General features: G+C 73.1%; 1 protein-coding gene. It reads left to right on the top strand.

Translation table 11 applies throughout. The features are described from left to right. Positions 1 to 12: 12 nt before the first annotated feature. Entirely contained in the window at positions 13 to 14,772 is a 14,760-nt protein-coding gene (locus NOD94_RS09610; protein ID WP_281205366.1) for a non-ribosomal peptide synthetase, read from the top strand. Positions 14,773 to 15,064 lie beyond the last annotated feature (292 nt).

Genomic DNA, 15,064 nt, shown 5'->3' with positions numbered 1-15,064 from the left:
GGAAACAGCAAAGTGACGAAGGCTGGATTCGTCGACATCTGGCCGCTGTCCCCGCTCCAGAAGGGCATGCTCTTCCATGCCCTCTACGAGGAGCAGGGCGCGGACGTGTACGTCATTCAGATGGCGCTCGACCTGCGGCGCGACCTCGACGTGGCCGGACTGCGCGAAGCGGTCACCGGTGTATTGCGCCGCCACGACAACCTGCGGGCCTCGTTCCGCAATCGTGCGTCGGGCGAGCCGGTCCAGGTCATCCTTCGTGACGCGGAACCCGACTGGTCCGAGACCGACATCAGTGGTGTCGAGCCCGGCGAGCGCGGGACGGAGCTCCAGCGCCTGCTCGACGCCGACCGCACCCGCAAGTTCGACCTCTCCCGGCCGCCGCTGCGGTTCTCGCTGATCAGGCTGGCGGAGCAGGAGTACCGGTTCGTCTTCACCGCCCACCACATCCTGCTCGACGGCTGGTCCATGCCGCTGGTGCTCGGTGAGCTGATGGCGCTGTACAACAACGGCGGCGACACCGAGCAGTTGCCGCCGGTCATCCCGTACAAGGAGTACCTCGGCTGGCTGGGCCGGCAGGACCGCTCCGAGGCTGAGCTGGCCTGGAAGCGGGCCCTGGCGGGTACCGAGCCGACCCTGGTGGCCGGCGACGGAGCCGGGGTCGTCGCCCTGCCCGCGACCCTCATCGAAGAGGTTCCCCCGCGGCTTTCGGCGGCGCTGATCGAGCGGGCCCGGTCGCTGGGCCTCACCCTCAACAGCGTGGTCCAGACGGCCTGGGGCATGGTGCTCGGCTCGCTGACCGGCCGCGACGACGTCGTCTTCGGCGAGACCGTCTCCGGCCGGCCGCCGGAGCTGTCCGGCGTCGAGAAGATGGTCGGCCTCTTCATCAACACCCTGCCCGTGCGGCTGCGCGTCGATGCCGCGCTGACGCTCGGCGACCAGGTCCGCGGCCTCCAGGACCAGCAGGCCGACCTCCTCGCCCACAAGCACCTCGGTCTGGCGGAGATCCAGCAGCTGATGGGCAGCGGCCCGCTGTTCGACGCCATCACGATCTTCGCGAACTATCCGATCGACACCGACACCCTGCAGGACTCCGCGGCGGGGATCGGCGCGGTCGCGGCCGCCACCGTGGACGCCACGCACTACGCCCTCAACCTGGAGGGGACCGTACGGGGCGAGCGGATGACGGTCCGCCTCGACCACCGCACCGACCTCTTCGCCACCGGCGCCGGACGCGAGATCCTCGACCGGCTGCTGCGCGTGCTCGGGGCCTTCGCGACCGACCCCGGTCAGCCGGTCGGATCCGTGCCGCTGTTCACCGACGCCGACCGCGCCCGCCTCGTCCTGGCCGGGCCCGCCGCCCCCGTCGCGGCGGTTCCCGCGCGGGACGCGGACATCCCCGGCTCCGGCGAGCCCGACGGCGAGCGCGAGGCCGTCCTGAGGGGGCTGTTCGCCGAGGTGCTCGGGGTCGAATCGGTCTCCGTCCACGACAGCTTCTTCGAGCGCGGCGGCGACTCCATCAGCTCCATCCAGCTCGCCCACCGCGCCCGCAAGGCGGGCATCACGCTCAGCCTGCGGGAGATCTTCGAGCACCGGACCGTCGCCCGGCTCGCCGCGCTCGCCGTCGCCGGCCGGCCCGCGCCCGCCGTCGCCGACGACGGGACCGGACCGGTACCGCTCACCCCGATCATGCACTGGCAGCAGGCCCAGGGCGGTCCCGTCGACCGCTTCAACCAGACCATGACGGTTCCCGTCCCCGCCGGTCTCGACGAGGACCGGGTCCGCACGGCCGTACAGGCCCTCCTCGACCGGCACGACGCCCTGCGGCTGCGACTGACCGACGGCGCCCACGGCTGGGAGCTGGACGTCACCGCCCCCGGCTCGGTCCGGGCACAGGACTGCGTCCTGCGCGCGGCACCCGGCGACGACGACGCCGCGGCCGCCCACGTACGGGCGGCCATGGAACGGCTCGCACCCGCCGAGGGCCGGATGGTCCAGGCCGTCTGGTTCGACGCCGGACCGGACACCGAGGGCCGGCTCGCCCTGGTCGTCCACCACCTCGCCGTCGACGGGGTCTCCTGGCGCATCCTGCTGCCCGACCTGGGAGCCGCCTTCTCCGCGCTCCTGGCCGGCGCCCCGGTACGCCTCGACCCCGTCGGCACCTCCTTCCGCCGCTGGTCCCGGGAGCTGACGAAGGAGGCCCGCTCCGAGGCCCGCGCGGGCGAACTGGACCTGTGGCGTTCGGTGCTGTCCACCGACGACCCCCTGCTGGCCGGCCGCCGGACCGACCCCGCCCGCGACGTGGTGGGCGTCGCCCGGCAGTTGTCCGTGACCCTGCCCGCCGCGGTGACGGAGTCCCTGCTGGGCCGGGTCCCGACGCTGTTCCGGGCCGGCCCCGACGAAGCCATGCTGACGGCCCTCGCCCTGGCGGTGGCCCGCTGGCGGCGGGAACGCGGACGCGGCGACGGCTCCGCCGTCCTGGTCGGCCTCGAAGGCCACGGGCGCGAGGAGATCGCCGACGGGCTCGACCTGTCCCGCACGGTGGGCTGGTTCACCAGCCTGCACCCGGTCGCGGTCGATCCGGGCACGGCACCGCAGGACGAACCGTGGTCCGGCGGCCCGGCCCTCGGCGCCGCCCTCAAGGCGGTCAAGGAGCAGCTGCGGGCCGTCCCCGACAAGGGCATCGGCTACGGACTGCTGCGCCATCTCAACCCGTTGACCGGCCCGGAGCTGGCCGGGTACGAGGAACCGCAGATCGGCTTCAACTACCTCGGCCGGCTGGGTCGCGCCGATGCCGATGACGTCGCCCGCGCCGACACCGTCCGGGTCCGTGACCTGACGGGCGCCGCGGACGGGGCGATGCCGTTGGCCTACACCCTGGAGCTGAACGCGGCGGCCGTGGAGCACCCCGACGGGCAGCGCCTCGTCGCGTCCTGGACCTGGTCCGGCGAACTCCTCGCGGAGGCCGAGGTCCGCGAGATCGCCGGCTTGTGGTTCGAGGCGCTGGAGGCCCTGGCCGCGCACGCCGCGCGCCCCGACGCCGGTGGCCTCACCCCCTCGGACCTGCCGCTGGTCACCGTCTCGCAGGGCGAGATCGAGCAGCTGGAAGCGGCCCCCACCGGGCTCGCGGACCTCCTCCCGCTCTCCCCGCTCCAGGAGGGCCTCCACTTCCTCGGCTCGTTCGACGAATCGGCTTCGGACGTCTACACGATCCAGTCCGTCCTGGAACTGCACGGACCCGTGGAGGCCGCCGTCCTGCACCGGGCCGCCCGCGGCCTGCTGCGCCGCCACGACAACCTGCGCGCCCACTTCGTCGAGGGCGCGGCCGGCCGCACCCTCCAGGTGGTCCCCGTCCAGGCGGAACTGCCCTGGTCGGAGGTCGACTTCAGTGATCTCGGCGAGGAGGAGGCGGCCGAGCGGGTGGACGCCCTGCTCGCCGAGGACCGGGCGCTGCGCTTCGACCTGTCCCGGCCGCCGCTGGTCCGCTGCACACTGATCCGGCTCGGCGGCGACCGGCACCGCTTCGTCCTCACCGTCCACCACATCGCCGTCGACGGCTGGTCGATGCCGCTGCTCGTCCGGGACCTCTTCCAGCTGTACGGGGAGTACCGGCGCGGCGGCGACGGGAGCGCACTGCCGCCCGTCACCCCGTACAAGGAGTACCTGGGCTGGCTGGCCGCCCAGGACCGGACTGCATCCGACGAGGCCTGGCGCGCGGCGCTGGCCGGCATCGAGGAGGTCACCCTCATCGCGCCCGCGGCGGACGGCGCCGGGGAACCCGCCGTGCCCGAGCGTCGGCGCACGGAGATCCCGGACGATCTGGCCGTCGCACTCACCGACGCGGCCCGCTGGCACGGCCTGACGGTCAACACGCTGGTGCAGGGCGCGTGGAGCCTGGTCCTCTCGGCGCTGACGGGCCGCGACGACGTGGTGTTCGGCGCCACCGTCTCGGGCCGCCCGCCGGAGCTCGCCGGGGTGGAGGGCATGATCGGCCTGTTCATCAACACCCTGCCCGTGCGGCTGGACATCGATCACACCCTCACGCTGGCCGGGCTGTTCCAACGGCTCCAGGAGCAGCAGTCACGGCTGATGGCCCACCAGTACCTGGGACTCGCCGACGTGCAGCGCCTGGCCGGGACCGGCGAACTGTTCGACACGCTCGTGGTGTTCGAGAACTATCCGGTGGAGTCCGAGCCGCTCCGGGAGTCCGCGCAGGAGCTCGGCGTCGTCGACGCCGAGGTGCGGGACGCCGTCCACTACCCGCTGGCCCTGCTGGCTGCCCAGCGCGGTGACCGGATCACGGTGGACTGGTCCTACCGACCGGACCTGCTGGACGGGGACCGGCTGCTCGCCGTCGCCGACCGCTTCCTCGGTGTGCTGCGGGCGTTCGCGGCCGATCCCGAGCGGCCCGTCGCGGACCTCAACCTGCTGACCGGGGCCGAGCGCCGGCGCCTGCTGGTGGAGTGGAACGACAGCGAGGCCGTGTTCCCGGCCGGCTCGGTGACCGAGCTGTTCGAGGCGCGGGCCGCCGGGACCCCGAAGGCGGTCGCCCTCATCACCGAGAACCGGGAACTGTCCTACGGGGAGCTCGACGCCAGGGCGAACCGGATGGCCCACTGGCTGCGCGCACGCGGGGCAGGACCCGAGACGTTCGTCGCCGTACTGCTGCCCCGCTCCGCCGACCTGGTCGCGGCCCTGCTGGCCGTGCTCAAGGCGGGGGCGGCCTACGTGCCGGTCGACCCCACGCTGCCGGCGGACCGGATCGCCTACATGCTGGAGGATGCCGCGCCGGTCCTCACCCTGACCGAGGACGAGATCGCCGGCGCGGGACTGGACGCGTACCCGGCCACGGCGCCGGGCCTGACGCGGCTGCCCTCGCAGGCCTCCTACGTCATCTACACCTCGGGTTCCACCGGCCTGCCGAAGGGCGTCGTGGTACCCGGCGGTGCGATGAGCAACCTGCTGGCGGCGGTGCAGCAGCGGCTGGGGGTCACCCCGGCGGACCGGCTGGCCGCGCTGGCCACGGTCAGTTTCGACATCGCGGTCATGGAGCTCTTCGTTCCGCTGCTCAACGGCGCCGCGGTGGTCCTCGCCGGCTCGGAGACGGTGAAGAACCCCGACGAGCTGGCCGCCCTGATCGCCCGGACCGGGACGACCGTCATGGAGGCGCCCCCGAGCCTGTGGCACGTGCTGGAGAGCGCCGTCCCCGACGCGCTGCGCGGGCTGCACAAGGTCACGGCGGGCGAGGCGCTCCCCGCCGACCTGGCCCGCCGGCTGTGCGGGCTGGGGGGCACGCTGACGAACCTGTACGGCCCCACCGAGACGACGGTCTACTCCACCGGCACCGAGATCGGCGCCGCCGAGCCGGTCACCATCGGCGGGCCGGTCGCCAACACCAGGGTGTACGTCCTGGACGCGGCGCTGCGCCCGGTCCTGCCCGGTGTGGCCGGTGAGCTGTACATCGCCGGGGCCGGGGTGGCACGCGGCTACCACGGCCGCCGGGCACTGACGGCGGAGCGGTTCGTGGCGGACCCGTTCGGCCCCGGGGGTTCCCGGATGTACCGCACCGGCGACCTGGTGCGCTGGACCGACGGGGGACGGATCGACTACCTCGGCCGCACCGACTTCCAGGTGAAACTGCGGGGCTTCCGGATCGAGCTCGGTGAGATCGAGGAAGTGCTGAACGCTCACGCCGACGTCGGCCGTGCCGTGGCCGGGGTGCGCGAGGATCGGCCCGGGGACCGGCGGCTGGTCGCTCACGTGATGCCCGCCGAAGGACGCACCGCGGACCCGGCCGTACTGCGCGACCACGTCGCCGGCGCGTTGCCCGGCTACATGGTGCCGGCGGCGTTCGTGGTGCTGGACCGGCTGCCGCTGACCCCGAACGGCAAGGTGGACCGCAAGGCCCTGCCCGCCCCCGAGTTCCACGCCGACGAGGCTTCGCGCCCGCCGCGCACGCAGGCGGAGGAGACCCTCGCGGCGCTCTACGCCGAGGTCCTCGGCGTGGAGCGGGTCGGCGTCGACGACAGCTTCTTCGCGCTCGGCGGCGACAGCATCCTCACCATCCAACTGGTCGGCCGTGCCCGCCGGGCCGGGTTGCACTTCAGCCCGCGCGACGTCTTCGCCGCGAAGACCGTGGAGGCCCTCGTCGCGGTGGTGGAGGCGGCTCGGGAGACGGATGCCGCTCCGGCGCCCGTCGCGGGAGACGGGGTCGGTGACGTTCCGCTGACGCCGATCATCCACTGGATCCGTGAACGCGGCGGAGCCATCGACCAGTTCAACCAGACCATGTCCCTCCCGGTTCCCGCGGGCGCGGACGCCGCACTGGTGGCCGCGGCGCTGCAGGCGGTCCTCGACCACCACGACGCCCTGCGGATGACCCTGTCACGCATCGGGGACGACTTCGGCTGGTCGATGGAGACCGCCCCGGCAGGCACGGTCCGGGCCGAGGACCTCGTCCACCGCGTGGACGCGGCCGCCCTGATCGCCTCCGGCCTGACGGACGCGGAGCTCGATGACCGCGCCGCCCGGGAGATCACCGCGGCCCAGGGCCGGTTGGATCCCGGAGCCGGGGCGATGGTCCGGTGCGTCTGGTTCGACGCGGGCGGCGACGCCCCCGGCCGGCTGACCGTCGTCGCCCACCACCTGGTCATCGACGGCGTGTCCTGGCGGATCCTGCTGCCCGACCTGGAGGCTGCCTTCGAGGCGCTGACGGCGGGTCGGCCGGTGCTGCTGGAACCGGTCGGCACCTCCTTCCGCCGTTGGGCGCAGCAGCTGACCGAACTGGCCGGCGAGCCGGACCGGATGCGGGAGCTCGCGCTGTGGCGGGGGATCCTCGACGGACCCGATCCGCTGCTGACCCCCCAGCCGCTGGACCCCGCCCGGGACACCTTCGGTACGGCGGCCGCGCTCAGCCTGAACCTGCCCGCCGCCCTGACCCAGCCCCTGCTGGGCCGCATTCCCGCCCTGTTCAACGCCGGGATCAACGACGTCCTGCTGACCGCGCTGGCGCTGGCCGTCATCGACTGGCGGGAGAGGTCCGGGCGCGGCGGGGGAGCGGACGTCCTGATCGACCTGGAGGGACACGGCCGCGAGGAGATCGCCGACGGCGTGGACCTCTCCCGCACCGTGGGCTGGTTCACCAGCCTCTACCCGCTGCGCCTGACCCCTGGCGAAACACCGTCCGACGAGCTGTGGGCGGGCGGCCCGGGGGCCGGCCGGGCCGTCAAGCGGATCAAGGAGCAGTTGCGGGCGCTGCCGGACAACGGCATCGGCTTCGGCCTGCTGCGCCACCTCAACCCGCAGACCGCGCAGGTCCTGGGCCGGTACGCGCAGCCCCAGCTCGGCTTCAACTACCTTGGACGGCTGGGTGTAGCAGAGGAGGCCGCCCCCACCGGGCGGCCGGAGGTCGACCACGACCTCTCGGGCGTCGCCGACGCGGCCATGGCGCTGCCCCACGCGATGGACCTCACCGCGACGGCCGTCACCTACCCCGACGGCCCGCACCTGGTCGCCCATTGGATCTGGGCCCAGCAGCTCTTCTCCGACGAGGACGTCCGCGACCTCGCCGAGACCTGGTTCCGGGCCCTGGAGGCCCTCGTCCTGCACGCCGAGGGCACGCAGGGAGCCGGTGGGCTCAGCCCGTCCGACCTCACCCTCGTCACGCTCGGTCAGGACGAGATCGAACGGCTGGAATCCGCCCAGAGCGCGATCAGCGACGTGCTGCCCCTTTCCCCGCTCCAGGAAGGTCTCCTCTTCCACGCGCTCTACGACGAGCGGGGGGCCGACATCTACACCACGCTCCTCGCCTTCGAACTGCGGGGAGAACTCGACGCGGCCGCGCTGCGCGGGGCGGCCGAGGCCCTGCTCCGCCGGCACGACAACCTGCGGGCGGCCTTCCGGCCCGGTGCCTCCGGCCAGTCCCTCCAGGTCATCCCGCGCGAGGTGGAGCTGCCCTGGAGCGAGGTGGACCTGAGCGCGCTGGACGCGGCGGAACGCGACCGGGAGCTGGACCGGCTGACCTCGCGGGCGCTGGCCGAACGCTTCGACCCGCGCCGGGCGCCGCTGCTGCGCTTCACCCTCGTCAAGTCGGGTGCCGAGGCGCACCGTCTGATGCTCGCCAGCCACCACATCCTGTTCGACGGCTGGTCCGGGCCGGTCCTGTCGGCCGAACTCTTCGAGCTCTACCGCACCGGCGGCGACGACTCGGCCCTGCCGCGCGTCACCCCGTACAAGGAGTACCTGGCCTGGCTCGCGGGCCAGGACCGCACCGCCGCGGAGGAGGCCTGGCGCCGGACGCTCGACGGGGTCGACGAGCCCACGTTCGTCGCCCCCGCCGACCCGGCCCGCGCCCCGATGCGCCCGCGGGTGCTGGAGGTGGAGGTCCCCGCCGCGACGACGGCCGCCCTCACCGAGCAGGCGCGCCGCCACGGACTCACCAAGAACACCGTGATCCAGGGCGCCTGGGGCCTGCTGCTCTCCGGCCTCACCGGCCGCGACGACGTGCTCTTCGGGGAGACGGTCAACGGCCGCCCGGCCGACCTGCCCGGAGTCGAGTCGATGGTGGGCCTCTTCATCAACACCCTGCCCGTACGGGTGCGCGTCGAGCGGGGCGACTCGCTGCTGGCCCTCTTCTCCAGGCTCCAGGAGCAGCAGTACGAACTGCTGCCGCACAAGTACCTGGGCCTCACCGACATCCAGCGGATCGCCGGCACCGGAGCGCTCTTCGACACCTCCACCGAGTTCAGCAACTACCCGGTCGACGCGGAGACCCTGGAGGAGACCGCCGCGGGGATCGGTGTCGTCGACGCCCAGATCCAGGACGGCACCCACTACCCGCTGGCACTGGGCGCCAGGGACAACGGGCAGCTGATCACCCTCAAGATCGATTACCGGGCCGACCTGTTCGACGAAGGGACAGCCGCCGCCCTCGCCGAGCGGCTGCGGCTGATCCTCGAACGCTTCGCCGCCGATCCGGGTCAGCTCGTCGACGCCCTCGACCCGCTGTCCGCCGCGGAGCGCCACACCCTGCTCGTGGCATGGAACGACACGACCCGCGCCGTGCCGTCGGGCAGCGTCGCCGAACTCTTCCGGGCCCAGGCCGCCCGTACCCCGGACGCCCCGGCCGTCGTCTTCGGCGCCGAACGCCTCGACTACCGGCAGCTCGACGAGCGGTCCGACCGGCTGGCCGGCCGGCTCGCCGCGCTCGGAGTGGGCACCGAGACGCCCGTCGCCGTGTTGATGGAAGGTTCCGCCGACCTCCCGGTCGCACTGCTGGCCGTCCTCAAGGCGGGCGGTGCGTACGTGCCGCTGCGCGACACCGACCCGGTGACGCGGCTGCGGCACGTCATGGACGACACGGGCGCCCCCGTCGTCGTCACCGACCGCGCGCTGGCCGCACGTGCCGCGGAACTCGGCGTCCACGTCCTGCCCGCGCACGAGGACGCGCCGGCCGGGGCGCCGGAGGTGACCGTCCTCCCCGACCAGCTCGCCTACATCATGTACACGTCCGGATCCACCGGCCTGCCGAAGGGCGTGGAGATCACCCATCGGGACGTGGTCGAACTCGCCTTCGACCGACGCTGGGAGGGCGAGGCCCACCGACGGGTGCTCATGCACTCCCCGACGGCCTTCGACGCCTCGACCTACGAGGTATGGGTCCCGCTGCTCACCGGCGGCTGCGTGGTCGTCGCCCCGCCGCGGGAACTCGACGTCGCCGGCCTGGAACGGGTCCTCACCGAACACCGGGTGACCGGACTCTGGCTCACCGCCGGACTGTTCCGGCTCGTCGCCGAAGAGGCACCCGGCTCCCTGGCAGGCGTCCGCGAGGTGTGGACGGGCGGCGACGTCGTACCGGCCGCGGCGGTCCGCCGGGTCCGCGAGGCCTGCCCCGACACCGTCGTCGCCGACGGCTACGGCCCCACCGAGACGACCACCTTCGCCCTCGGCCACGTCATCGCCACGGACCAGCCCGTACCGGCCCACGTCCCCGTCGGACGGCCGCTCGACAACATGCGGGTCTACGTCCTGGACGCGGCGCTGCGCCCCGTCCCGGTATCGGTCGCCGGCGAGCTGTACATCGGGGGCGCCGGCCTCGCCCGCGGCTACACCGGTCGGCGGGCCCTCACCGCCGAACGGTTCGTGGCCGACCCGTTCGGCCCCGCCGGCGCCCGGATGTACCGCACCGGCGACCTGGCCCGGTGGAGCGGCGACGGCGTCGTGGAGTTCGTCGGCCGCGCCGACGAGCAGGTCAAGCTGCGCGGCTTCCGCATCGAACCCGGCGAGATCGAGGACCGGCTGTCCCGCCACCCGGACGTCTCCCAGGCAGCGGTGATCATCCGCGAGGACCGGCCCGGCGACAAGCGCCTCGTCGGATACGTGGTCGGCGCCGCGGGCGCCGTGGACACCGGTGCGCTGAAGGAGTACCTGAGCGGCGAACTGCCGGACTACATGGTGCCCTCGGCGCTGCTGGCCGTCGCCTCCTTGCCGCTCACCGCGAACGGGAAGATCGACCGCAAGGCCCTGCCCGCCCCCGAGTACGCGAGCACCGCGGGACGGCGGGCCCCGCGCGACGAACGGGAGACGGTGCTGTGCGCCCTGTACGCCGATGTCCTCGGCGTACCGGACGTGGGCATCGACGACAGCTTCTTCGACCTGGGCGGCCACTCGCTGCTCGCGACCCGGCTCGTCAACCGGATCCGTACCGCCTTCGGCGCCGAAGTGCCCGTGCGCGCGGTGTTCGAGGCGCCCTCGGTGGCGGCACTCGCCGCCCGACTGACCGACGCCGCCGCGGCGCGCGGGCGCCTCGCCCCCGTGGAACGGCCGGAGGTGATCCCGCTGTCCCACGCCCAGCGCAGGCTGTGGTTCATCGACTCCGTCTCGGACACCACCGGCTCGTACAACATCCAGCTCGCCGTACGGCTGCTCGGCGAACTGGACGAGCCCGCGTTGCGGGAGGCGCTCGCCGACGTCGTGGACCGCCACGAGAGCCTGCGCACCGTCTTCCCCGCCGAGGCGGGCGTACCGCGCCAGCGGATCCTCCCCGCCGGAGGCCACGCGTTCACCCTCGACACCCTCCGGGTGACGGGGACCGAACTGAACGAGGAAATCCGCACGTTCGCGGTGTCGGACTTCGACCTGAGCCAGGACCTCCCGCTGCGCGCCCGCCTGCTGCGGTCGGCCCCCCGCGAGCACGTACTGGTGCTCGTCCTGCACCACATCGCCGGCGACGGTTCCTCGCTGGCCCCCCTGGCCCGCGACCTCGGGACCGCCTACGCGGCCCGCGTCGACGGCCGCGCACCCGAGTTCGTGCCGCTGCCCGTCCAGTACGCCGACTACGCCCTGTGGCAGCGGCGCGTCCTCGGCGACGAGAACGACCCCGACAGCGCCTTCGGACGACAGCTCGACCACTGGCGCACCGCCCTCGCCGGGCTGCCGGAGGAACTGGAGCTCCCCTTCGACCGGCCGCGCGCCGCCGAAGCGGGCAATGCCGGCGGGCACGTGCCGCTGCAGATCCCGGCGGAGCTCTCGCGAGAGGTGCACCGGCTGGCCGCCGAGAGCGGCGCCAGCCTGTTCATGGTGCTGCACGCCGCCGTCGCGGCCCTGCTGCACCGCCTCGGGGCCGGTACGGACATCCCGCTCGGCACCGTCGTCGCCGGCCGAGGCGACGAAGCCCTCGAAGAACTCGTCGGCTTCTTCGTCAACACCCTCGTCCTGCGCACCGACCTCTCGGGCGACCCGGGCTTCCTGGAGTTGGTGGAGCGCGTCAAGGCGACGGACCTGGCGGCCTTCTCCCATCAGGACGTGCCCTTCGAACGGCTGGTGGAGGAGCTCAATCCGGTCCGCACGCTGTCCCGCAACCCCCTGTTCCAGGTCGCGATCAGCCTGGAGAACAACGAGGAGGCCGACCTGGTGCTGCCCGGCCTGACCCTGGCACCGCGGCCGACCGACGCGGAGGTCGCCAAGTTCGACCTCTCGTTCCACTTCGGTGAGGAGCGGCTGCCCGACGGGACGACCGTCCTGGGCGGCCGCCTGGAGTACGGCACCGCTCTCTTCGACCGCTCCACGGCCGAGGCCCTCGCCGACCGCCTGGTGCGGCTGCTGGAAGGAGCCGTCACCGACCCGGCCGCGCCCGTCGGCGCGCTCGACCTGCTCTCCGCGCGGGAGGAGTCCCTCCTGCGCGAGGTCAACGACACCGCCCGGGACTTCCCGCAGGACACCGTCCCCGCCCTGTTCCAGGCGCGCGCCACCGCCACCCCGCGGGCCCTCGCCCTCGTCGGCGGCGGAGAACGCCTCGACTACGCGGAACTCGATGCCCGCGCCAACGCCCTGGCCCGCCGGCTGATCGACGCGGGTGTCACCCCGGGCGACCGGGTCGCGATCCTCCAGGAACGCTCCGTGGCCCTCGTGGTGTCCACCCTCGCGGTACTGAAGGCGGGGGCGGCGTACGTACCGCTCGACGCCCGGCATCCGGTGCCGCGCCTGGAGGGCATCGTCGAGGAGACCCGGTGCGGGGTGCTCCTCGTCGACCGGGCGATGGCCGGAGTGGAGTTTCGCCACGACGCCGAGGTGCTGACCGTCGACCCCCTCGACGGATCCGGCCCGGCGGACGGGTACGACACCACCGCGCCCGAGGTGGCGCAGCACCCCGACCGGTTGGCCTACATCATGTACACCTCCGGGTCCACGGGTAAGCCGAAGGGCATCGGCATCACCCACCGCAACGTCGTCGCCCTCGCGGCCGACGCCCGGTGGACCACCGGACACGAGCGGGTCCTGCTGCACTCGCCGCACGCCTTCGACGCCTCGACGTACGAGATGTGGGCACCCCTGCTGGGCGGCGGCCGGATCGTGGTGGCACCCCCCGGTCAGCTCGACGCGGACGGGCTCCGCACGCTGGTCGCGGAGGAGGGCCTCACGGCCATGTTCATGACCACGGCGCTGTTCAACCTGGTGGCCGAGGAGGACCCGTCCGTGTTCGGCGGGCTCACCGAGGTCTGGACCGGCGGCGAACAGGTCTCCCCGGCCGCCTTCCAACGGGTGCTCGACGCCTGCCCGGACACCGGGGTGGTGCACGTCTACGGACCCACCGAGACCACCGTGTACGCCACCTGCCACCCCCTGCGAGCCCCGTACCGGACCGGCCGGAACGTGCCGATCGGCCGTCCGATGGACAACCAGCGCGCCTACGTGCTGGACGACCGTCTGCGTCCCGTGCCGGCCGGTGTGGCCGGCGAGCTGTACCTGGCGGGCGCCGGCACGGCGCGCGGCTACTTCGGACTGCCCGGCATGACCGCGGAACGATTCGTGGCCGACCCGTTCGGGACGGCGGGGGAGCGCATGTACCGCACCGGCGACGTGGTGCGCCGGAACGAGGCGGCCGAGATCGAGTTCGTCGGCCGGGCCGACCACCAGGTCAAGATCCGCGGCCTGCGCATCGAACTCGGCGAGATCGAGGCGGCCCTGGAGGACCGACCGGAGGTCTCCCGGGTCCTGGTGACCGTGTGGGAGGACCAGCCCGGCAACAAGAAGCTGGTCGCGTACGTCGTCCCGACCGCAGGCGCCCCGACCGCCGGACTGCGCGACGCGGTCGCGCAACGGCTGCCGGACTACATGGTCCCGTCGGCGTTCGTGGTCCTTGAGGACCTCCCCCTGAACGCCAACGGGAAGATCGACCGCAAGGCCCTGCCCGCCCCGGACTTCGGCCCCGCGGCCGGCGGCCGGGGACCGCGCAACCCGCGCGAGGAGCTGCTCTGCCGGCTCTGGGCCGAACTGCTCAAGCTCGACCGGATCGGCATCGACGACAACTTCTTCGAACTCGGCGGCGACAGCATCGTCTCCATCCAGCTGACCAGCCGGATCCGCTCGGTGTTCGGCGTCGAACTGTCCAACCGGGCGGTCTTCCAGGCCCCCACCGTGGCCGCCCTCATGGACCTGATGGGGTCCGGCGGACAGCAGGAGGACTCCTTCGACGTGGTGCTGCCGCTGCGTACCGGAGGGGAGGAGCCCCCGCTGTTCTGCCTGCACCCGGTGGGTGGCGTCAGCTGGATGTACTCGGGTCTGATGCGGTACGTCGACGGGAACCGTCCGATCTACGGGATCCAGGCCCGTGGCCTGACAGCCACCGAGGAACTGCCCACGTCCATACCGCAGATGGCCGAGCACTACGTGGAACGGATCCTGGAGGTCCAACCCTCCGGCCCCTACCACCTGGTGGGCTGGTCGATGGGCGCGCTGCTGGCCCACGAGGTGGCCGTCCAGCTCCAGCGGCAGGGCCGGACGGTCGCCCTGCTGGCCAACCTCGACCAGGTCCCGGTCAAGTCCGAGGACCTCGGTGGTGAGTACGTGGCCGCCGACGAACAGAAGGTCCTCCTGGCCCTGCTGGACTTCGTCGGACGCGATCCGGGGATGTTCGGTGACGAACAGCTGCGGTACGACGAGGTCATGGCCGTCCTGCGCGAGGAGGGAAGCGCGCTCGCGACCTTCGACGACGAGCACATCCTGCGGATCGGAGCGGTCAACAACAACAACTGGGGACTGACGGTCGACTACGTGCCCGACGTCTTCGAAGGCGACGTGCTGCTCTTCGTCGCCACCCGGGACGACGACCACCCCGACGACAAGGCCGAGCACTCGGTGGCCGGCCTCCGCCCGTACGTGAGCGGCGGCATCGAAGTCGTCGAGGTCGACTGCGAACACCGGCAGTTGCTCCAGACCGGACCGGTCGCCGAGATCGGCCGCGCCCTCCAGGACAGGCTCCGCGCCGCGCGGGACTGACCGCGGGGCATCACCGGACGACGGGGTCCCGGCGCCCTCCGCCTCGGCGCGGACGGGCGTCGGGCCCTCCTGCTGCCGCCTTCCACGGGCGGCCCCGGGTCTGCCGTTCGGCAGATGTGCGCCGGCCCCCCCGCAAGGAATGCTGGATTTCAGAACACCAAGGAGGCAGCACCATGACACAGGTGACCGAAAGCCCGGTCCTACCCCGACAGGCTCGTACCCCGGGCGTCGTGCGCCGTCGGTTGGCCGGCTGGCCGCGCTGGATCGGGTACGTGGCCTTCCTGGTGCTGCT

It is taken from the genome of Streptomyces sp. Isolate_45 (genome assembly GCF_024721315.2).
Taxonomy (GTDB): Bacteria; Actinomycetota; Actinomycetes; order Streptomycetales; family Streptomycetaceae; genus Streptomyces.
Note: the sequence above shows the minus strand (reverse complement) of the source record. Positions and strands in the feature narration are given on the sequence as shown.